A 21051-nucleotide genomic window follows, 5' to 3' on the forward strand; every position below is an offset into this window, starting at 1 on the left:
AAACGACTGTTTGGGGTTGTATAGTCAAGTAATTAAGTGCATGTGGTGGATGCCTTGGCAGTCAGAGGCGATGAAAGACGTAATAGCCTGCGATAAGCTCCGGGGAGGCGGCAAATATCCTGTGATCCGGAGATTTCTGAATGGGGAAACCCACCTGTCATAAGGCAGGTATCGTATGATGAATACATAGTCATACGAGGCGAACGAGGGGAAGTGAAACATCTCAGTACCCTTAGGAAAAGAAATCAATTGAGATTCCCTTAGTAGCGGCGAGCGAACGGGGAAAAGCCCATTAAGTCATATAAGTTCTAGTGGAATGCTCTGGGAAGTGCAACCGTAGTGGGTGATAGTCCTGTACACGAAAGGGCTTATATGATGATGTCGAGTAGGGCGGGGCACGTGAAACCTTGTCTGAATATGGGGGGACCATCCTCCAAGGCTAAATACTCCTGACTGACCGATAGTGAACCAGTACCGTGAGGGAAAGGCGAAAAGAACCCCTGTGAGGGGAGTGAAATAGATCCTGAAACCGCATGCATACAAGCAGTGGGAGCCGGCATTGAGTCCGGTGACTGCGTACCTTTTGTATAATGGGTCAGCGACTTACATTCAGTAGCAAGGTTAACCGAATAGGGGAGCCGTAGAGAAATCGAGTCTTAATAGGGCGTTTAGTTGCTGGGTGTAGACCCGAAACCAGGCGATCTATCCATGAGCAGGTTGAAGGTTGGGTAACACTAACTGGAGGACCGAACCCACTGTCGTTGAAAAGCCAGGGGATGACTTGTGGATAGGGGTGAAAGGCTAATCAAGCCTGGTGATAGCTGGTTCTCCCCGAAAGCTATTTAGGTAGCGCCTCGGACGAATACCATTGGGGGTAGAGCACTGTTTCGGCTAGGGGGTCATCCCGACTTACCAAACCGATGCAAACTCCGAATACCAATGAGTACTATCCGGGAGACAGACTGCGGGTGCTAACGTCCGTAGTCAAGAGGAAAACAATCCAGACCGCCAGCTAAGGCCCCAAAATCATAGTTAAGTGGGAAACGATGTGGGAAGGCATAGACAGCTAGGAGGTTGGCTTAGAAGCAGCCACCCTTTAAAGAAAGCGTAATAGCTCACTAGTCGAGTCGGCCTGCGCGGAAGATGTAACGGGGCTAAAACTATGTGCCGAAGCTGCGGATTTGCAATTTATTGCAAGTGGTAGGGGAGCGTTCTGTAAGCCGATGAAGGTGTATTGAGAAGTATGCTGGAGGTATCAGAAGTGCGAATGCTGACGTGAGTAACGACAAAGCGAGTGAAAAACTCGCTCGCTGAAAGACCAAGGGTTCCAGTCCAACGTTAATCGGGGCTGGGTGAGTCGACCCCTAAGGCGAGGCCGAAAGGCGTAGTCGATGGGAAATTGGTTAATATTCCAATACTTCTGTGTAATGCGATGAGAGGACGGAGAAGGTTAAGTCAGCCTGGCGTTGGTTGTCCAGGTGGAAGGTTGTAGGCATGTATCTTAGGCAAATCCGGGGTACTCTATGCTGAGAACTGATAGCAAGCTGCACTTGTGCAGTGAAGTGGCTGATACCATACTTCCAGGAAAAGTCTCTAAGCTCCAGTTACACAGGAATCGTACCCGAAACCGACACAGGTGGTCAGGTCGAGTAGACCAAAGCGCTTGAGAGAACTCTGCTGAAGGAACTAGGCAAAATGGTACCGTAACTTCGGGAGAAGGTACGCTGTCGACGGTGATGGAATTTACTTCCTGAGCGGTTGACAGCCACAGAAACCAGGCCCCTGCAACTGTTTATTAAAAACATAGCACTCTGCAAACACGAAAGTGGACGTATAGGGTGTGATGCCTGCCCGGTGCTGGAAGGTTAATTGATGGGGTTAGCGTAAGCGAAGCTCTTGATCGAAGCCCCAGTAAACGGCGGCCGTAACTATAACGGTCCTAAGGTAGCGAAATTCCTTGTCGGGTAAGTTCCGACCTGCACGAATGGCATAATGATGGGGGCGCTGTCTCCAGCAGAGACTCAGTGAAATCGAATTCGCCGTGAAGATGCGGTGTACCCGCGGCTAGACGGAAAGACCCCGTGAACCTTTACTGCAGCTTGACATTGAACTTTGATCTTACTTGTGTAGGATAGGTGGGAGGCTTTGAAACTCGGACGCTAGTTCGAGTGGAGCCAATCTTGAAATACCACCCTGGTAATATTGAGGTTCTAACTCTGCTCCATTATCTGGAGCGAGGACCATGTCTGGTGGGTAGTTTGACTGGGGCGGTCTCCTCCTAAAGAGTAACGGAGGAGTACGAAGGTGCGCTCAGCGTGGTCGGAAATCACGCGTAGAGTATAAAGGCAAAAGCGCGCTTAACTGCGAGACCCACAAGTCGAGCAGGTACGAAAGTAGGTCTTAGTGATCCGGTGGTTCTGTATGGAAGGGCCATCGCTCAACGGATAAAAGGTACTCTGGGGATAACAGGCTGATACCGCCCAAGAGTTCATATCGACGGCGGTGTTTGGCACCTCGATGTCGGCTCATCTCATCCTGGGGCTGAAGCAGGTCCCAAGGGTATGGCTGTTCGCCATTTAAAGAGGTACGCGAGCTGGGTTTAGAACGTCGTGAGACAGTTCGGTCCCTATCTACCGTGGGCGTTGGAAATTTGAGAGGATCTGCTCCTAGTACGAGAGGACCAGAGTGGACGAACCTCTGGTGTACCGGTTGTGACGCCAGTCGCATCGCCGGGTAGCTATGTTCGGAAGGGATAACCGCTGAAAGCATCTAAGCGGGAAGCCTACCTCAAGATAAGATTTCCCAAGGACTATATGTCCTCTAAAGAGCCGTTGAAGACTACAACGTTGATAGGTTGGATGTGGAAGCATAGTGATATGTGAAGCTGACCAATACTAATTACTCGTGAGGCTTGACTATACAACACCCAAACAGTTGTTGTATAAAGCTCAATTGATTCGATATTCATCAAAACAGCTTGATTCAGAAGCCCGTTAGTATGACAATATTCAACTCAGATATAATCTGTTAATAACTCATTTGGTAGAAAGCTCAGGCACTTTATAAGACCTAAGCAAGTATCCATAAACAGTTGTGCTGGCGACAATAGCAAGAGTGAACCACCTGATCCCTTCCCGAACTCAGAAGTGAAACCTCTTTGCGCTGATGGTAGTGTGGGGTTACCCATGTGAGAGTAAGTCATCGCCAGCTCATTATTCCTAAAACACCCCCTGTCATACAGGGGGTGTTTTTTTATGTGCGGAAATTGAAGATTCAATAAAGAATAAATGGGAGAGGAACTCTTAGTATTGAACATTACAATGTCATTTCTTGTTACTGTTTAAATAAGAAGCAAACTAAATAGAGAACTACAATATTACTAAATTGAAATAATGCTGATTGAATAGCTTTTGAAAGGTAATTATTCACTGTGAATTACAGGAAGGGGAACACATGAAATTTTTCATATTCCTAATATTTATAATCTTTGTATTTTGCTTTTGGCATTTTTTCTTAATGAATAGATTAGATAGACTAAAAAGTATTCAAGGATTTAATTTTATTAAAAAAATGAAATTTGAAAAAGACCAGAATGTCGTAGATGAAAGGATACTAAATGAGAAAAAAATAAATGATGAAGTAACATTAAAAGGTATAGATCATGAACAAGATATAAAGCTATTTGATGATGTTGCCCAACTCATGTTTGAAAAAGAAATTAAAAATAAAGAATTACAATTTGCAGATCAAATTCAATATGAATTTTTAAATAAAATGCCGACACAGGCTAGAAGCCAGATTCATCAATTTGATTTAGGAGAGTGGTCTATTTTTTGGACTTACGATGCTCAATCCCTTGAATATTATGCAAGTAAATATGGAGTTTTTTATACGCATGTGGATCGAAATGGTGTTGAACATAAAATGGAATTGAAATATTCAGTTTAGTTCTAAATTTTCTATCTTAGTAAAGATAGTTTTTAAATTGAGTCCAAACATTTAAACATTTCATCCCATATAGGTTCGGCTCCTTTTCTAAAATAGCCCATATGTCCAATTTCTTTCAATTGATATTCTTCAGCAGATACATTTAGAAAATGCAATTCAGCATGAGTATAGTGCCGCATAAAGGCTTCTCTAGACTGTGGTAATGCCCAATCATCATCATCAGCTGAAACAGCATAAATAATCGATTTTACTTGTGCATAACGATTTTTAAGTTCATGTTGAGCAGGATCAGCAAAAAAGTAAGTTGGATGCTTACACCATTTACGCCATTGTTGATAAACGCCGAGCGGAAGATCTGCACCCATATTCATCTTGCTCCATGGTAAATAACCATTGAGAGCAACTAAAGGTGGAAAAATAATATTCCACATGACTTGGACTTTAAATCGCTCTTTGAACGGCATATATCCAGCCCAACCGGCACCTGTACCAAAGCAATACATCGCTTTCACCTTATGATGATTATTGGTCAAGCCAAGTGCTTGTCCTCCATAAGAATGTCCGACCACGAACAATGGAGTCACATCATCGGACATATAGTCGATGGCAGCTGATAAATCTAAAGTACCCCAATCTAAATAAGACATTTCAAAGCCCTTAAGAGATTGTGGTGCTGATTGCGCTACACCACGATAGTCAAATGTAAGAACTTGAAATCCTTGTTGAACTGCATATTCAGAGAAACGACGGTAAAAAAGTTGTGGCACTCCTGTCGCACTTGCCACAATGATTTTCGCTTTGATTGGATTTTTCGAACTATAGAGTATACCTGTAAGTGAATAATGGTCATCTGCTTGGATTTTTACAGTTTCTATTAAGCAATCAGAGGTATCCAATTTTCTTACTGAGTTTTGCATAGATTGATCCGTTATAGCTTTCAATAGATAGAGACTATCGATATTTGCCGATGATGAATTATTTTCCAGTAAAGAGAGGTTCTCGTCTTTCAAGCATAGCTTTAACACCTTCTTGTACATCATTGCTGGCAAGTAACGGTTTTAGATGTTTATTGAGATTTTCAAAAGATTTAGATTCGCTCAATTCAATTGCATCTTTTGCGGCTGCTAAAGTCGCTTGTACTGCGAGAGGAGCTGCCTTAGCAATACGCTGAGCCAGTTCAATAGCACGATTTAATGGACGGTCGGCAGTCAGTTCAGTAATCAGATTAAGATTTAAAGCAGTCTGTGCATCAAATAAATCACCTGTAAGTAGGTAGCGCATTGCATTTGACCAACCTGCAGATTTTACGAAGCGTGAGGTTGCACCGCCAAAAGGAAGAATTCCTCGTAATACTTCGATTTGTGTAAATTGAGTATTATTTTGCGCAATGGCAATATCAGCATTTAGTAAGAGCTCGATGCCTGCGGTGTAGCAATAACCGTGAACTGCGACAATGACAGGCTTTTTGCGTTGACGACCTGAAGTTCCCCAAGGGTTGATAATATTGAGATCTGAACTAAAAATTCCTGATGCCATTTTAGGTTGAAGTTCTGCTAAGTCTAGTCCAGCTGTAAAATGGTCTCCATGTGCAAAAATAATGGCACATCTAAGTTGATCATTGTCTTCATACTCCGTTAATGCACGAGATAAGTCATCAATCATATGGCTGTCAAATGCATTCCGTTTATCGATGCGATCTAATCCAATCAAAAAAATATGTTGTTGTATTTCTCGGCTGACTTTTCCATGTAGCTCAGACATTGCAGTTGTTCTCAGTTTTGAATATCTATAGTTTTAACGAAAGAACAAATTTTAATCAAAACTATTGAGTTCAAATTTGTGTCTTTATTTTTAAATGAGGTACTTTTTCAGAATGAATTGGTTGATGTTTGGCTGAGTTTTGATGAAATTAATGGCAACTAAACATTGAAATTATGTGGTTTGATTAGATAATAGATCTATTCAATTTTAAGTAATTTCTTATGTCAACGATTGAAATTATTGCAGTAATCATCAGCATCATTGGTGTAACACTCACGATAAAAAGACAAATGTGGTGTTGGTTTTTTAACTTTATTGCTTTCGTTTTGTATGCCTATATTTTTTATGAATATAAATTGTATGGAGAAACGATTCTTCAGTTTATTTTCATTGTTCTGAATCTCTATGGTTTTTATCATTGGCGAAAAGGTAAAGTCGAGGAACATACAATACGCATTGAAAAATCAAATGCCCCGACATTAGTGATGCAAATGGTGTTGGCCTCGATCGCAGGATTACTGTTTGGATTGGGATTACATTACTTTACAGATGCTTCTTTACCAATTTTAGATGCGCAATTGGCTGCCTTCAGTTTGTTGGCAACGTATTGGACGACACAAAAATATATTGCGACTTGGGTGTTGTGGGTTATCGTTGATATTGTTTATGTTGGAATGTTCCTTTACAAGAGCCTATACCTGACTGCAGGGCTATATGCTGTATTTATTGGTCTTGCGATTTTGGGCTGGAAGCAATGGAATGCTGTAAAAAAGCAACAGCAACATGTGGGTATGATTTAAATACATAGAGATGATCTATTTAAAGCTACCCACTAAAATGGATAAGTCATGCTGATTGATTTTAATGCAGTTCAATTACAAAAGTTTGATGTACTGGCCCAACGCATTTTAGATCATGCTGAAGACTATGCTCATTTTGATTCAATTGCAGATTTTTATAATGCAGCATGGCTTGATGATTTTCCCAAAGGCACGACTTGGACATGTACAGGGCTGGACGATGGTGCAGAGCAATTTTATGCTGTCATCCGCTATAAGAACCGCAGATTGAGTATTGATGTTACAGACACTCTGCGTATCGATTTTAAAATAGTGAACACACCTGATTAAACAGGCATAAATTCTCAAAATTTGACTAGAAATATATAGAGGGGGCGTGATACTTACTCCATCTGTATGATTCAAATGTTTCCATTTTGGTCTCCAAGATAATTAATTTAAAAATAACTGCACAACATATGGTGCTTTAAATCAGAATTCTGATGATTGTATTAAGACCTATAGAAATCTAAAAGAATAATTAAAAATCGCTATATAAATCGAATTAAGTGGGCTAGATGAATATCCTTTAGTTGAACTAATGCCCTTTAAATATTATTAAGTGTTTGAGAAAAGTGTTGTATAAAGCTTTGATACAGCGTAGATTAATAAAAATACTTATTGTTTTAATAATAAAGTGTGATGTATTTATCGTTATTTAGGTGTAGTTTTTAAATATATACGGGGATTTAGGTCAAATAAACTTATTGAGTGAATAAGATTTGATTTATATAAAAAATAAATGAAATGAAAATCTATCATAAAATAGTTCAGTCTAAGAAAATTCAACAATTCATGAATAATAGTGTGCTGATGAATTGGAATGATCTGAATAAAAGCATTTTAGTTTTATTGCTTGGCGGATCTGCGCATATTACATGGATTTGTTGGTATCTCTATTTTTCTCGACATCCATCTTTTACACATTGGTTTAATCATGATTATGGGGTCTTTCATTTAGCTCGAATGATTGTTTTTTGCATCATTTGCTTTGCTCTTATTATTCCAATATGGTTTTGGGGAGAAAAACCTTATATAGCAAAATATTTCCCCTATATCTCCGTGATTTTCTTTGGTATGAGCTTTGTCTATGGGGGATATACTGTTGGTATCACCAGCCCTGTCGCTATTGCAGCCTATATTAGTTTGATTACTGTCGGTATGGTTCTATATAAAAGAACAGTGATGTATGTGGTCTTTATACCAATCACGATATATTTGGTTGCTGCGATTATTTTAACTTTAAATGGTCAAATGACTTATGCACCGATTTATACGCTTGAGTATAATCAAAAGGTACTTCATCGCAATGAGTTTTGGGTCTACTCCCAAATGTATTTCTATATTCCCATTTTCTTTTGTTCATTGGTATTGTTTGAAGTTTTATTAATTCAATGGCGTAATCGAGAAAAGAAGATTAGAGATATTAGCCAAATTGATCCGCTGACTGGAATTTATAATCGTCGAAAAATAGGTCAAAATTTAACTGAAATTCAGAATGAACATCGAGATGTGACGATTATCTTGATGGATCTTGATCATTTTAAAAAAATTAATGACAGTTATGGGCATGATGTCGGTGATGATGTGCTGAAACAAGTGGCATTAACTTTATCGAAAAATGTAAGAGATGAAGATGTGGTCGGACGCTTTGGCGGAGAAGAGTTTATTTTGGTTTTACAAAATAAATCGATTCAACAAGCTTTAGATATTGCCGAACGATGTAGAAAAGAAATCGAAACTACGCGTATCAAAATTAATGATAAAGAATTTATCCAGATCTCTGCCAGTTTTGGGATCACGGTTGGAAATCATTATCAGACCAAACAACAGATTTTAAAACAAGCTGATGAGGCTTTATATTTGGCTAAAAAGTCAGGACGTAATCAAGTGAAACAATTTGAAGAATGTGCTTCTTATTTAAAGGATTCACAAATTTAAAGGCAGCTTACTCAAGGATGAACTTCTGTATGCTGATTGATCGGGGAAAAATATGAAAATCATCAGAAAAATAATGAGTATGCAATCCAGACATTCTCTTGTTAAATTCAATTTAAAAGAATAGTTGTCCATTTATGCTAAATATTGGGTCGAAAATTCCGAAAATTGCATCAGTACAGAAAAGTATTGAAAATTTTATGCATAGTAGTGTGATTATGCAGTGGGATAATATCAGTAAAACGATACTGATCTTGGCGATGGGCGGGTTGGATTTTTTAGTTTGGATACTGTGGCTTATTTATTCTTATCATTCGCCTGAGTTGAATCATTGGATTGATAGTGCGCATTATCCTTTTTTTCTATCTTTTTATATTCTTGCTGCTGTTCTTTATTTTATTCTGATTTTTATTTGCTATCGTTGTAAGCGTAATAAATTATTCCAAAAATATATGCCTTATATTGCAGTAGGATATTTTGGGATCACGATGCTTTTCGCTGGATTTGCCATAGGGACTTCTAATCCTGCAACCATCGCGGGTTATATTACTGTAGTCACAGTGGGGTTGGTTTTATATGAACGTAAAATTATTTATTCCACGTTTATTCCAGGTACGATCATCTTACTGCTATTGATTACGCTTTGTGCTAAAGACCTAATTATTTACGCACCAATATTTAGTACAGAATTGGATGCTGGGAATTTATATCAAAATTCATTTTGGGTTTACAGCATGTTATTTCTGTATACCCCAATATTTATCGTGAGTATTGTTTTATTTGAAGTGTTACTGATTCAGTGGCGTAATCGTGAATTATTAATTAATGAGATTAGTCGTAGAGATCCATTAACGGGCATATTAAATCGACGCAGTATCGGAGAGTTTCTTAAAAAATTAGAAGATCAAAATGAAATGTATGCAGTGATTCTATTGGATTTAGACTATTTTAAAAAAATTAATGATACTTATGGGCATGATGTCGGTGATCAGGTACTGATCACTGTTTCAAATATACTTTCAAATATTGCAATTGATGGGGAGTGTTTAGGGCGCTATGGTGGTGAAGAGTTTATTCTGATTTTGCCAGCGCTAAATAAAGATCAAGCGATCAATATCGCCAATAGATGTCGAGAATCAATTGCTGAGACTTTGATCCGAAATGAAGATGGGACTGAATTTAATATATCTGCAAGTTTTGGTGTGGCGATGAGTGACGAGACTTCTAAAAAAGAAGATGTGATCCGAATGGCGGATCAGGCGCTTTATATTGCAAAGGATAAGGGGCGAAATCAGGTTCAATTCTTATCATAATCATCAAAAGCCAATATTTGATTGAATGGATTCTTCAAAGTCTAGATGACTATTTCATGGATATAACAATACTTATCTAAAAATAGACCTAGCCTTAAATGATAAAAGCGTTATAAATGGTTAGATCATTTTAGAATCTGAATTGAGATAAAAGATTGATCAATGAACCGATAGTATTCTCAATGATGAATGAGATTTTATTTTCCTGCGTAGTTGATAACGCATAGGGTTGGAGCATGAGTACAGCAATCAAAACTACAGTAGCGCAACGTGGTGAGGACGTTTTAAGGTTGATCGCACAACCTATTTTACAAGCCGAGTTTGCTACACAAGCATTGAGCCAACTTGTATCGAACATGCATGACGCCATGAATGAGCGTTTAGGTGTTGGTATTGCTGCGCCACAAATTTATGTGTCGAAGCGAGTTATTATCGTTGCTTCACGACCGAATTTGCGTTATCCAGGTGCACCCGAAATGGATGCGATCGCTATGATCAATCCTGACATATTGGAAGCTGGGGGTGAAAATATATGGGGTGAAGAAGGTTGTTTAAGTGTGCCAGATCAACGAGGGCTTGTTTTAAGGTCTGAAGCTGTACATGTACGTTATCAAACCTTGACGGGTGAATGGGTTGAACAATATTTTCAAGGATTTGCCGCAAGAATCATTCAACATGAAATTGATCATTTAAATGGAATCTTGTTTGTAGATCATGTCGAGAAAACACAAAAAGCATCTGTTATCAGTGACTAATCGGATCTTACAGAATTGCGGTATTTAGTAGAGCCCTATTTGATTTTAGGGAATCAGTTGCCATTGAATTTGGTTACGACCCATTTTCTTGGCTTGATAAAGTAATAGATCAGCAGCTTCCATCGTATGATCAAATTGAATTCGATTATCAAAGAAATCCATGCCAATACTAACGGTAATGGGAATGGTTTGTTCATTTATGATTAAAGGCTGTGCTTCGATGGCTTTACGAATGCGCTCACCAATATTCAAAGCCATGTCATGATTTACGTCTTTGAGCACAATCACAAATTCTTCACCACCAATGCGTGAAATTTCGTCATAGGGACGAATAGATTTACTCATGATCGCACTGACATGCTTCAATGCTTCATCGCCTATCGGATGACCATAGGTATCATTAATTTTCTTAAAATAATCTAAATCACAGAGCAGTAACGCATTTTTAATCGTACTAGAGTCATTTAATGCGTTAATTCTTTCATTTAAAGCACGACGATTTAGTAAACCAGTTAGCGGATCAATATTACGTTCTATGCGTAATTTTCTGATTTGATCTTGGAGGGCACAGCCTGTAAAGAGAGCAAAAAAGATCAAGTCCAATAGGATCAGTAGTAGTTGAGTGGTTGCCCATATATTTTCACTATCTGAAACTAAGCTGTCATTGTCCATGATCATAAAGAGAATCATGCCGCGCATCACTGCAATAACGACAATAAAACAGACCACATACTTAAGTCCGCGATCGACATAAAGACGTGGTTTAAGTGACCAAAGCTCGTAAATACGATTACCAAAAATCGAAGAGATGGTTACGCCTAAAATGAGATGCCGAATATCTTGATTGTCTTGGATCGCGGAAAAATAAAACAATAAGCAAAAGCCAACTAAGGCAACAAATATGATATTGCCCCAATGGGTTTCGATGTTAAGTCGATGATGAACAGCATGTGTGATAAAAATAGAGGCAAGTAGAAATATACCAAGCACCAAGGCAATGCTATAAGCCATGATTGAATGCGTTAAAATCGAATGTAATAGAATGCATAGTCCAATGCAAACCGTAGCAACAGCATGCCAAGTAATATATTTGGGCAGTGTTTTGATTGCATTAAAACAGATGACACATAAGCCAATAACAATCAAAAATGAAGGAATAATTAAGCTAAAAAAGTTTAAGTTTTCGATAATCATAGCCGTTATTTCAACCTCTTTTTTGCGTCATCATCTAGAGTGATGTTCTTGTTCAATCGCATTATTGTTTGGCAATTCTTTTTACATTCTGACTATTTTTTATCATAAATATAAAACGTTAAATTAGATATGTATTTAGGAGAAAATAACTGATATTTTAAGGAGATAAGGTTAAATCAAAGTCTAATTAATGTGATGTGTTTTTTATTTATGGTTTGAAATATGATCTAAATTTACCCAAAGCGGAATGTTTCAGTAATTTTAAAAATGGTATGGCATGTTTTAATTGTTACTCTAAATTTAGAGATATTATTAGAACCATTCATGAAATAGCATCATTAGAATAATCTTTATTTCATAGATAGGATGATCAATTAGAGGATTTAAAAAAGAAGATAAGACGCTAAAACATGAAGAATAGAACTTAAAAAATAAGCGTTAAATGGCTAAGTCAAAAAAGGTAAAACTAGAACTTACCATTGAAACAAAGAAAAGCTGTGCTGAATTCATGAATTGAAGTTTAAGCATTCTAAATCATTCAAATACTAAAGTAGGGCGTATGCGTAAACGGATTTGGCAAAGCCACGTGGATTCATTACACCGATTCATGCTGACCAGCTCATTACTGAATAGCAGTAATCTGAGCAAGTCAGTTTTAATCTTAATTTTAGGTGCGAATGATTTTATTAAATGGTTTTTGTGGATCTATTTTTCGAATGCGAATGTTCAAAATCAACAGTGGATTAATCAAGATTATTACCTTGCTTTTTTAAGCTACAACATTGCGGGATTCTTTCTATTTTGGGGAATGGTGTGGATCTGCATACGGTTTAAAGATTCATCTGTTATTCAAAAATACATGCCCTATATTGCGGTCATTACGCTTTGTTCGATTTATATGTTTAATGGCTATTGTGTAGGTATAGGAAGTCCTGCAACGATTGCAGCTTATGTTAATTTGATCTGCTTGGGATTGGTTCTATTTACACGAGATATTGTATATAGCGCGCTCATTCCAATGACAATTGCTTTACTCGCACTGATATTTCTCAGTACATATCAATTGATTCCTTATGCACCATTGTTTAGTAATGCACTAAATCAATCTATTTTGATCTACAACACCTTTTGGGTGTATAGCATGTTGATCATTTACATTCCGATCTTTTTCGCAAGTGTGGTGATCTTTGAAATTTTGTTACTTCAGTGGCGTAATCGAGAAAATCTGGTCAATGAAATTAGTCAAAAAGATCCGCTCACAGGTGTATTTAATCGTCGAGTGATTGATCGAGATCTAGAAAAATTACATCAGCTTAATTCATCTTATGCAGTTGTATTGATTGATTTAGATCATTTTAAATCTATTAATGATCGTTTTGGTCATGATGTCGGTGATCATGTATTAAGACGTGTGGCTAAAGTGCTAGATGCAAATATTCGTGGCAATGACATGGTGGGTCGTTTTGGTGGTGAAGAGTTTCTAATGATTTTGCAAACCTCTTATTTAGATCAAATTATTGAAATTGCTGAGCGTTGTCGTAAACAGATTGAGCAAGAATATTTTGTTATAAATGACAATCTATCGATTCAAATCACGGCAAGTTTTGGTATCTCGATTTACCAAAATGGTATGACCCATGAGCAAGTGATTAAACGTGCTGATCAAGCTTTGTATGTAGCAAAAGAGCAAGGTCGTAATCAAATTCAATGTGCGATTTAAAAATATAGATTTAAAAGCAGTTATACGAAAAGATCATTGATGAAGTCGCTATTTGAAATGTGCTGTATTTTATACATTTTTCAACTTTAACGATGTTCAGATTCGGGTAATTTAGAGCGAGTTTCAACATGAAATACACCATATGATTTTCAGATGATGAATGTAGAAACGGATGCTTATGTACGCATGTGATCATGTACTGAAAAGTGACTGATCAATATTGCGGTTAATCTGCAAAATGAAAATGTATTTAAATCTGTTATTCCCATCGTTATAAAAATAGAAACATAAAGAGGTTGTAGATGAAGACCCCAGTACCAGATTATTTGAATCAAGTCCTGTCCAATTGCGATTTAAAAAATGAAGGGGCATTGGCAGATTATATTCCCGAACTTGCAAATGCTGATCCCAATAAATTAGCCTTGGCACTTTCCACGGTCGATGGCGTTATTTATTCGAGTGGAGATGTGGATGTTGAATTTACCATTCAATCGATGTCGAAACCTTTTGCTTATGCACTAGCGCTGACTGAACATGGATTGGATGCTGTTTTGTCCAAAGTAGGCGTTGAGCCGTCGGGCGAGGCTTTTAATCAGATTGCTTTAGATCGTGGAAATTTGCCTAAAAATCCGATGATTAATTCAGGGGCGATTACCACTCATTCGTTGATCCCATTTGATGCACAAACGGACCGTGCAGAAAAACTGCGACAATTTCTAAGTCAGCTTGCAGGGCGAGAGCTAGAGTTTGATCATCAGGTGTATCAATCTGAATTGGATACCGCATTTCGTAATCTATCGATCGGCTACATGCTCCGTACAGTTGGGGTCTTAGAGTCTGATCCTGTTGAAATCGTAAATGGGTATATCAAGCAATGTGCGATTAAAGTAACTGTGAATGATTTGGCGAAAATGACCAGTGTGTTAGCCAATGGTGGTATTCAGGCAGCAACAGGAAAACGACTGATTGAGCGTAATGTGGTTCGTCAGGTGCTCAGTGTCATGATGACCTGTGGGATGTACGATGCCGCTGGGGACTGGTTAACGACAGTAGGCATCCCTGCGAAAAGTGGTGTAGCAGGTGGAATTATTGGTGTATTGCCTGGACAGGTAGGCATTGCAGTCTTTTCACCGAAGTTAGATGAACATGGCAATAGTGTCAGAGGTGTTGATATTTTTGAGCAATTGTCACGAGATATGGGCTTACATTTGATGGAAGGGACACCTTCGGCTCAAACCATCGTACAGCGTCGGTATTCACCTCGAGGTAATGATTCGATTGTGATCTATGAGTTGGTTGGTGCATTACAATTTGCTGAAGCTGAGATGTTACTTAGAATCGTTCAGGATGAACCTGTAGCGTCGAACACCATCGTATTTGACCTCAATAATTTATCTTTTGTTCATGATGTTGGACGCCGTATGTTGATTGAAGGCTTGGATCGACTGATACAAGATGGCCATTCCGTTGCTGTGATTGATCCTGATCAGTTATTAAAAAATCAAACCACTCACCGCGGTATTGATTTGCCTAAGTTCAATCATTTAGATGAATATTTGACTTCACTGCAATGACCTTGATGCATGTTTATTCTGATTGCTGAAATTGAATCGTTGTAAAATAATGCAATCGCTCAAAACTAAGATGGATAGATCTTTGTAAGGTTTAATAATGAGTTTTAAACAGGACTGAATTTAGACTGAACCAAATTTCTACCCATTTTTTTTGCTTGATATAAATAATCATCTGCTTCTTGAAAAGCATGATCGAAGTATTGATATTCTTCAAAAAAGCTTACGCCAATGCTAATACTGAGTTTGACTTGATGTTCAGCATAATAGAGCGGGCTCTGATAAAGCTGATGACGTATTGAATCTGCTACATTTAAAGCATGCTCTGGAGAAGCATTATTTAAGATGACGACGAACTCTTCACCGCCAATGCGTGAAATTCGATCATGTTCACTGAGACTTTGACTTAAAATTTTAGAACTGTGTTGAAGTGCTAAATCACCAACGAAATGTCCGTAGTGATCATTGACCTGTTTAAAGTGATCGAGATCAATAATCATCAGTGCCTTTGGTGCAGGCTGGTCGACCCAATGCATTTGTTGTACATATTCTTTAAATGCTCGCCGATTGAGTAAACCAGTGAGTGGGTCACGATTACGTTCTAATTTTAGTTTGTCTAGAATATCTTGAATCGAACAACTGATAAAAATGCCTAAGAAAATAATATCAATCACAATCAGTAAAAGCTGTGTGGAAGCCCAAAGCATCGCGGAGGTAGAGATCATCTCAGTGGGAACAACGAGATGATTCAATAATATCGCACGACCAAGCGCAATTGTTGTAAGCGTAATGGTGAGTACTTTTAAATAGCGATCAATTTTCAGTTGCGGCTTGATTTTAAAGAAATCGATGGGATTATTGAGATAAATACACGCTGTGATCACACCTGTAATAAGCATGCGTAAGGTTTGACTATCATGCCAAATAGCGAAATAGGCATGACCTACAATCCCCAAACTCAAAAGAATGAACAGCATTGTCCAATTCGATTGAATCCCTAAACGTAGGTAAATAGCATGTGCATGTAATACACAAGATAGAAAGTACAGTCCAAAGACAAAGGGAAGTAATTGTAATAATACGGAGGGTATAAAAATGCTATGTAAAAATAAACTGAGACCTACACAAATGAGTGCGATTGCATAAAACGCGAGGTAGTTAGACAAAGATTTAAGTTTGTAAAATAAAAGCGTAACGAAGCCCATACTCATTAAAATGAGGGGAATGAGTAAGCTATAAAAGTTTAAAGTGCTCTGAAACATTTCAAAACTTCGCACGATAATAATTTGATCATATCACTAATAATTATAAAGCCAATCCTATAACAATCATTAGTTAATTTTAATAATATGAAATATGTATTCTACTGAATGATATCTAATTCAAAGTCTGTAATTAAACTCAAGCATCGTGCAAACAACAGTGATCTTTTTAAATGTTGAATGTAGCGAAACATATAGATGATTGAAATATAAAATAATTTTTAATAAATAAAAAGCTTTTTAACGTTTAATCAAATATGAGTGACTTATTGATCATTCAATTGATAGGAAATAATTGTTGATTTAAACAATATAAATGGTTGATTTTTATAGTGAGTTTGGCGTTATATTGAAGCTATAAAATGTATAACTACTCGAAAAGTGATGAAAATATATAAGCAATGTAAACATAAAGTTGCGCAATTTAATCAAGCTATACACTTTCATTTATTTGAAACGGATAAGGTTTTTATCTATTGGCCAAACTTTGATAAAGGCATTCTATTATTAAGTTTTGCGCTGATGATTGTACCAGGTCATTTGCTTTGGTATTTGATCAACTTCAACTCGCAAAATAGAGTTTGGTTCAATGAAAATTATTACGATGAGCGTATTTTTACTACATGGGTACAAATTTTACTGACGGTTTTTGTTTTAGTCGTTTCACTGATATTTCGCCGTTATGCTCAGTTTCGAAAGTTTATGGGTTGGTTTATTCTGCTGTATTTTGGTTTATTACTGATCTATTCAGCACAGACGGTGGGGGTTTATAGCCCTGCAGCAGTGGGGGGAACACTGAATATTTTGTTGATTGGCTTTGTATTTTATAAACCAAAAACCATTTACAGCATTATGCTGATCGTTACTTTATACATTTTATATCTGTGCAGTCGGACTGCGTCGGGACAGTTGCCTTATGCACCTTTATTTAGTGATGCATTGAACCATAGTGAATATTATAAAAATTCATTTTGGATACAGAGTATGGCGATTCTGTATTTACCTATTTTAGTGATTTCAGCTTTATTTTTTGAAATTCTATTGAGACAGTGGCGTAGACGAGAAAAAAGTATTGAGTATCTTAGTCAAGTCGATGGGCTAACCAAAGTGAATAATCGACGCTATGTCACAGATTGTATTCATGATATTCATTTAAAGCAAAAGCATAGTTATGCCATGATTATTCTGGATTTGGATTATTTTAAGAAAATTAATGATAGCTTTGGGCATAAGGCGGGTGATGAAGTTCTGAAAAAAGTCGCAGCGATTTTAAAATCAGTGGTGAGAAGTCATGACTTGATTGGTCGTTTAGGCGGGGAAGAATTTATTTTGATTTTGCTTGATCAAAATATACAGTCCGCCAAACAAGTCGCTTAACGATGCAGAGCTTTGATTGAATCCCAAGTAATAACACTTGAAAATGGTCAAACAATCAATATCACTGCGAGCTTTGGTGTGGCTGACTATGAGCAAAATCGCACACCAGATGAGGTTTCCCATTTGGCAGATCATGCACTGTATTTATCTAAAGCGCGAGGGCGAAATCAGGTCAGTGACTATTTGGAACTGTAGTTGTAGCCCTAAGATGAATTACATAGATTTATTGAAATAAAAAAGCACCCAATGAATGTGGTGCTTTTTTCTAAGTTAGGATTGAGTCAAGCGCTAATTTAATGAGACCTTATAAGCACATGAATAGGCTATTGAACCTTACTGGATTTGTTCTGCGATTTCAGTGAAAATCACACCGAGTCCATAGGCACCTGCATCAGGGTAGCCGAGGCTACGATCACCCACTGTACCTGCGCGACCCATACGCGCAACAATATCTTTAGTCGATTCGGCACCTTGAACTGCGGCTTGTGCACCAAGTACAAAGTTTGCTTTAAAAGTCTTATTGGTATTTAGAGACCATGAATCTGCACAAGGCACTAAAGCATCAATCAGGGTCTTATCACCCACCACAGCACCACGACCAAATGAGCGCTCACCTGTAATTTGAATGCCTTTCACAGCACTTTGCATCATCTCTGCAAAGTCAGCCACGCTTAAAGTTGTTTTACATTGAATCGCTTTACTTGCCGCACGGAATGCAGAACCCCAGATCGGACCTGAAGCACCGCCACAGTGTTGCATGATGATCATTGAACAATTCAGCAAGAACTCATCCATGTGTTGGAATTGCATCAATCCAGGCCATTGGCGTTTTAGTTGCTTAAAGCCTTTTGCGACACTCATCCCAAAATCACCATCACCTGCATGTGCATCTAGGTCACAGAAAGGTACTTCATTTTTGATGATACATGCACTCATGGCGTCAATTACATAACGCATGTTTTCAATGGTAAATTGTTCATTTTCAATCCTCGCATGCTCAAGATTAGTTTCGATAGTAGCGCTAAATAATGCATCAGTTGAGGCTGTTTGATTTGAAAGCTCTAAAGTTTGAGGTTTCGATCCATCTATTTTCAATGCAGGGGTATTGGCTTCAGCATCTAAATAACTTTTTAGTTCATCATCTACAGCGAGCAATGACACTGATGCACCTGCCATGTCGATACTGGTCATATAGTTGCCGACAAAACTGCGGTAGATTTGAATGCCTTTCTGAGCAAGGTATTGGCAAACATCGTAATTAAACACATAAAGCTCTTGAGCTGGTGTTGCACCAAATCCATTCACCAAAACCGCAACTTCAGTTAAATTTGGACGATCTTCCAATAAATCATCAATGATTTTTTGAGCAAGTTCATTGGATGGCAGGATTTTTTCACGACGAATCCCTGGTTCTCCATGAATCCCGACGCCGTATTCCATTTCATCTTCTGCAAGATTAAAGGTTGGCGTGCCTTTGGCAGGCACAGTACAAGAGTTAAAGGCAAAACCTAAACTGGTCACACTATCAGCTGCTTTTTGAGCTACTTGTTTGACTTGTTGTAAATCTAGTCCTCGAGTTGCTGCAGCACCTGCAATTTTATGGACAAAAACCGTACCTGCTACACCGCGACGACCAACTGTATATAGACTGTCATTGACAGCGATATCATCAGTTACTTTGACGTAATCGACCTTGATGCCATCTTCTGTCGCAAGTTGTGCGCCATTTTGAAAATTCATCATATCACCAGAATAGTTTTTGATGATCATCAGTACGCCTTTGTCCGAAGCGACTTGAGTTAATGCTTTATAGACTTGAATTTGTGAAGGCGATGCAAAGACATCACCGCATACGGCAGCATCGAGCATGCCTGTACCGACAAAGCCTGCATGGGCAGGTTCATGACCGCTACCACCGCCACTGATCAGAGCTACGTTATTGTGTTTTTCTTTTCGTGAAATGATTTTATTAGATTCGGTAAACTCGAGTTCAGGATGGGCAATGACAAAGCCTTTGCACATGTCGACAACCAAGTTTTCAGGGTTGTTCATGAGTTTTTTCATGGAAATATCAGACTTTTAGTAATTTCATTAATAAGTATTAATTATTCCTTAAAGTAGAAAGTTTTGCTGAACTAAAAATGTTAAAACGGATAGTTTGAGAGTGGCTGGTTAGAAAATAGCGGTTTTATAATCGCCCTAAATCCCCCTTTTTCAAAGAGGAACTTTCCGTGAATTAGCTAGCGGTCTAGAATCGGTATAACTCCTCCCTTTGATAAAGGGTGGGACTTGCATGAATTTTATTGCGGTTGTTGATTCGTGACGTCCCCCTCTTTTTTAAAGAGGGGCTAGGGGAGATTTAAAAATAAGAGAATAAAAATGAAACCTTACAATAAAAACTTAAAACAACCCCTATGTAATTTACGCAATCATGACCGAAGCAGAACAAATCTTATGATCACGACTTTGGGAAATGCAAATATTGGATTTAAATTAAATTAATTTTCAAATTAATTGTGATTTTTTTTTGATCGAATTAAGATGTGTGAATATTATAGTGAATTAATTTGGTTAAACTTCTGTTCATAAGGTTGATTGGGGTTGAAATGAAGTTATATAAAAAAGAGAGGCTTGCACCACATATAGAATTGCATATTATGCACATCGGTAAATTTGACAGTGAATATATTAAAATAATTGATGAAGAAATAGTCAAAATTTGTGAAGGTCATTCTCGCAGTACAATTGTAGAGGTAAAAAATAGATTATCGGATTATTTAAAAACGAAAGATTTACGTGGTCGACAAGGAGCTATATCTGAATTTCTTATACATCTATTTTTGAATAACAATAATTACAAGCAAGATTGTTTGTTTTTTAATCTTGAAGATAGTAGTGCGAAAAAAGGATTTGATGGGGTATACAGTAAAAATGATGAAATATTTCTAGTAGAAAGTAAATCTGGTGGGTATTTGACCAAAAATATCTCACATTTAAATAAAATTAGAGAATCTTATAGTGGACTAGAGCAATATATAACAGGAAAAAGCGGGCGAAGAGATGGGAATCCTTGGATTAATGCTTATAATCATGTTCAGCATAGAGATGTTAAGGCTCAAGATAACATAATAGATAAAATTTGGCAGTTAAAAAAAGACTTTCAGCAAGGAAAATTTTCCAAAGTGCAAGACTTTAACTTAGTTCCATGTTCAACAATTTATTTGAATGGAGAGTGGAGTAACTTATGGTCAGATAGCTTGTTAAAGGAAAAAATGAAGTTGAATAATCTAGAGGGGAAAAAAATAAAAATACTGTCAATAACTAATGAAAATATCAGTAATTTTATGCAGTATTTAGAGGTTAAGTAAACACG

Annotated in this window: 14 protein-coding genes, 2 rRNA genes and 1 pseudogene; 12 read left to right on the forward strand and 5 right to left on the reverse strand. The window is 37.7% G+C overall.

Features of this window, described 5'->3' with window-relative positions; genetic code table 11:
* The first annotated feature begins 22 nt into the window (after window positions 1-22).
* From AC5YDM_RS08630 to AC5YDM_RS08640, 3 genes are all read left to right on the forward strand, one after another.
* A 23S ribosomal RNA gene (locus AC5YDM_RS08630) occupies window positions 23-2919 on the forward strand.
* A gap of 176 nt (window positions 2920-3095) precedes the next feature.
* Window positions 3096-3210, forward strand: a 5S ribosomal RNA gene (gene rrf / locus AC5YDM_RS08635).
* A 306-nt stretch (window positions 3211-3516) separates the two neighbouring features.
* Window positions 3517-3948, forward strand: coding sequence for a hypothetical protein (locus tag AC5YDM_RS08640; RefSeq protein WP_496151714.1), 432 nt, complete (start codon window positions 3517-3519; stop codon window positions 3946-3948).
* 32 nt (window positions 3949-3980) lie between these two features.
* On the opposite strand, the gene AC5YDM_RS08645 is transcribed toward AC5YDM_RS08640, so the two are convergent.
* A complete protein-coding gene (locus tag AC5YDM_RS08645; RefSeq protein ID WP_496151715.1) occupies window positions 3981-4865 on the reverse strand; it encodes an alpha/beta hydrolase family protein in 885 nt (294 codons plus the stop codon).
* Between the two features lie 58 nt (window positions 4866-4923).
* Window positions 4924-5709 carry a crotonase/enoyl-CoA hydratase family protein gene (locus AC5YDM_RS08650; protein WP_496151716.1) on the reverse strand — a complete coding sequence of 262 codons (786 nt, stop codon included), beginning with the start codon at window positions 5707-5709 and terminating at the stop codon, window positions 4924-4926.
* A gap of 221 nt (window positions 5710-5930) precedes the next feature.
* Between AC5YDM_RS08650 and pnuC the strand changes: the two genes are divergently transcribed.
* From pnuC to def, 5 genes are all read left to right on the forward strand, one after another.
* Window positions 5931-6509 (forward strand): nicotinamide riboside transporter PnuC, encoded by a 579-nt coding sequence (gene pnuC, locus AC5YDM_RS08655; RefSeq protein WP_496151717.1) that lies wholly within the window; start codon window positions 5931-5933, stop codon window positions 6507-6509.
* Between the two features lie 48 nt (window positions 6510-6557).
* Window positions 6558-6839 carry a hypothetical protein gene (locus AC5YDM_RS08660; RefSeq protein WP_496151718.1) on the forward strand — a complete coding sequence of 94 codons (282 nt, stop codon included), beginning with the start codon at window positions 6558-6560 and terminating at the stop codon, window positions 6837-6839.
* 522 nt (window positions 6840-7361) lie between these two features.
* Window positions 7362-8489, forward strand: a complete 1128-nt coding sequence (locus AC5YDM_RS08665; RefSeq protein WP_496151719.1) for a GGDEF domain-containing protein — start codon at window positions 7362-7364, stop codon at window positions 8487-8489.
* Between the two features lie 134 nt (window positions 8490-8623).
* Complete coding sequence (locus AC5YDM_RS08670; protein WP_496151720.1) at window positions 8624-9799, forward strand: GGDEF domain-containing protein; 1176 nt, start codon at window positions 8624-8626, stop codon at window positions 9797-9799.
* A gap of 236 nt (window positions 9800-10035) precedes the next feature.
* The gene (gene def / locus AC5YDM_RS08675) at window positions 10036-10554 is read left to right on the forward strand and encodes a peptide deformylase (RefSeq protein ID WP_496151721.1); all 519 of its coding nucleotides are present in this window, start codon (window positions 10036-10038) and stop codon (window positions 10552-10554) included.
* A gap of 45 nt (window positions 10555-10599) precedes the next feature.
* Here the strand turns inward: def and AC5YDM_RS08680 are convergent, their stop codons facing one another.
* Window positions 10600-11748 carry a GGDEF domain-containing protein gene (locus tag AC5YDM_RS08680; RefSeq protein ID WP_496151722.1) on the reverse strand — a complete coding sequence of 383 codons (1149 nt, stop codon included), beginning with the start codon at window positions 11746-11748 and terminating at the stop codon, window positions 10600-10602.
* Between the two features lie 559 nt (window positions 11749-12307).
* Here AC5YDM_RS08680 and AC5YDM_RS08685 point away from each other — a divergent pair.
* Both AC5YDM_RS08685 and AC5YDM_RS08690 read left to right on the forward strand, forming a co-directional pair.
* A complete protein-coding gene (locus AC5YDM_RS08685) occupies window positions 12308-13468 on the forward strand; it encodes a GGDEF domain-containing protein (RefSeq protein WP_496151723.1) in 1161 nt (386 codons plus the stop codon).
* A 302-nt stretch (window positions 13469-13770) separates the two neighbouring features.
* Entirely contained in the window at window positions 13771-15042 is a 1272-nt protein-coding gene (locus AC5YDM_RS08690; RefSeq protein WP_496151724.1) for a glutaminase, read from the forward strand.
* A 104-nt stretch (window positions 15043-15146) separates the two neighbouring features.
* Here AC5YDM_RS08690 and AC5YDM_RS08695 read toward each other — a convergent pair whose 3' ends face one another.
* Window positions 15147-16301 (reverse strand): GGDEF domain-containing protein, encoded by a 1155-nt coding sequence (locus AC5YDM_RS08695; protein ID WP_496151725.1) that lies wholly within the window; start codon window positions 16299-16301, stop codon window positions 15147-15149.
* 702 nt (window positions 16302-17003) lie between these two features.
* On the opposite strand from AC5YDM_RS08695, the pseudogene AC5YDM_RS08700 reads away from it, so the two are divergent.
* Window positions 17004-17873: pseudogene (locus tag AC5YDM_RS08700) on the forward strand (GGDEF domain-containing protein).
* A gap of 138 nt (window positions 17874-18011) precedes the next feature.
* Here the strand turns inward: AC5YDM_RS08700 and dhaK are convergent.
* The gene (gene dhaK, locus AC5YDM_RS08705) at window positions 18012-19742 is read right to left on the reverse strand and encodes a dihydroxyacetone kinase subunit DhaK (protein WP_496151726.1); all 1731 of its coding nucleotides are present in this window, start codon (window positions 19740-19742) and stop codon (window positions 18012-18014) included.
* Between the two features lie 542 nt (window positions 19743-20284).
* Between dhaK and AC5YDM_RS08710 the strand changes: the two genes are divergently transcribed.
* The gene (locus AC5YDM_RS08710; protein ID WP_496151727.1) at window positions 20285-21046 is read left to right on the forward strand and encodes a Hachiman antiphage defense system protein HamA; all 762 of its coding nucleotides are present in this window, start codon (window positions 20285-20287) and stop codon (window positions 21044-21046) included.
* Window positions 21047-21051: the final 5 nt, after the last annotated feature.

It is taken from the genome of Acinetobacter sp. CY81 (assembly GCF_059515925.1).

Excerpts from the sequence above, each read along its gene's own strand:
- AC5YDM_RS08710 (WP_496151727.1), top strand. The coding sequence starts at position 20,285 with ATGAAGTTATATAAAAAAGAGAGGCTTGCACCACATATAGAATTGCAT.
- AC5YDM_RS08660 (WP_496151718.1), top strand. The coding sequence starts at position 6,558 with ATGCTGATTGATTTTAATGCAGTTCAATTACAAAAGTTTGATGTACTG.
- def (WP_496151721.1), top strand. The coding sequence starts at position 10,036 with ATGAGTACAGCAATCAAAACTACAGTAGCGCAACGTGGTGAGGACGTT.
- AC5YDM_RS08665 (WP_496151719.1), top strand. The coding sequence starts at position 7,362 with ATGAATTGGAATGATCTGAATAAAAGCATTTTAGTTTTATTGCTTGGC.
- AC5YDM_RS08670 (WP_496151720.1), top strand. The coding sequence starts at position 8,624 with ATGCTAAATATTGGGTCGAAAATTCCGAAAATTGCATCAGTACAGAAA.
- AC5YDM_RS08690 (WP_496151724.1), top strand. The coding sequence starts at position 13,771 with ATGAAGACCCCAGTACCAGATTATTTGAATCAAGTCCTGTCCAATTGC.
- AC5YDM_RS08695 (WP_496151725.1), bottom strand. The coding sequence starts at position 16,301 with ATGTTTCAGAGCACTTTAAACTTTTATAGCTTACTCATTCCCCTCATT.
- dhaK (WP_496151726.1), bottom strand. The coding sequence starts at position 19,742 with ATGAAAAAACTCATGAACAACCCTGAAAACTTGGTTGTCGACATGTGC.
- AC5YDM_RS08685 (WP_496151723.1), top strand. The coding sequence starts at position 12,308 with ATGCGTAAACGGATTTGGCAAAGCCACGTGGATTCATTACACCGATTC.
- AC5YDM_RS08640 (WP_496151714.1), top strand. The coding sequence starts at position 3,517 with ATGAATAGATTAGATAGACTAAAAAGTATTCAAGGATTTAATTTTATT.
- pnuC (WP_496151717.1), top strand. The coding sequence starts at position 5,931 with ATGTCAACGATTGAAATTATTGCAGTAATCATCAGCATCATTGGTGTA.
- AC5YDM_RS08680 (WP_496151722.1), bottom strand. The coding sequence starts at position 11,748 with ATGATTATCGAAAACTTAAACTTTTTTAGCTTAATTATTCCTTCATTT.
- AC5YDM_RS08645 (WP_496151715.1), bottom strand. The coding sequence starts at position 4,865 with ATGCAAAACTCAGTAAGAAAATTGGATACCTCTGATTGCTTAATAGAA.
- AC5YDM_RS08650 (WP_496151716.1), bottom strand. The coding sequence starts at position 5,709 with ATGTCTGAGCTACATGGAAAAGTCAGCCGAGAAATACAACAACATATT.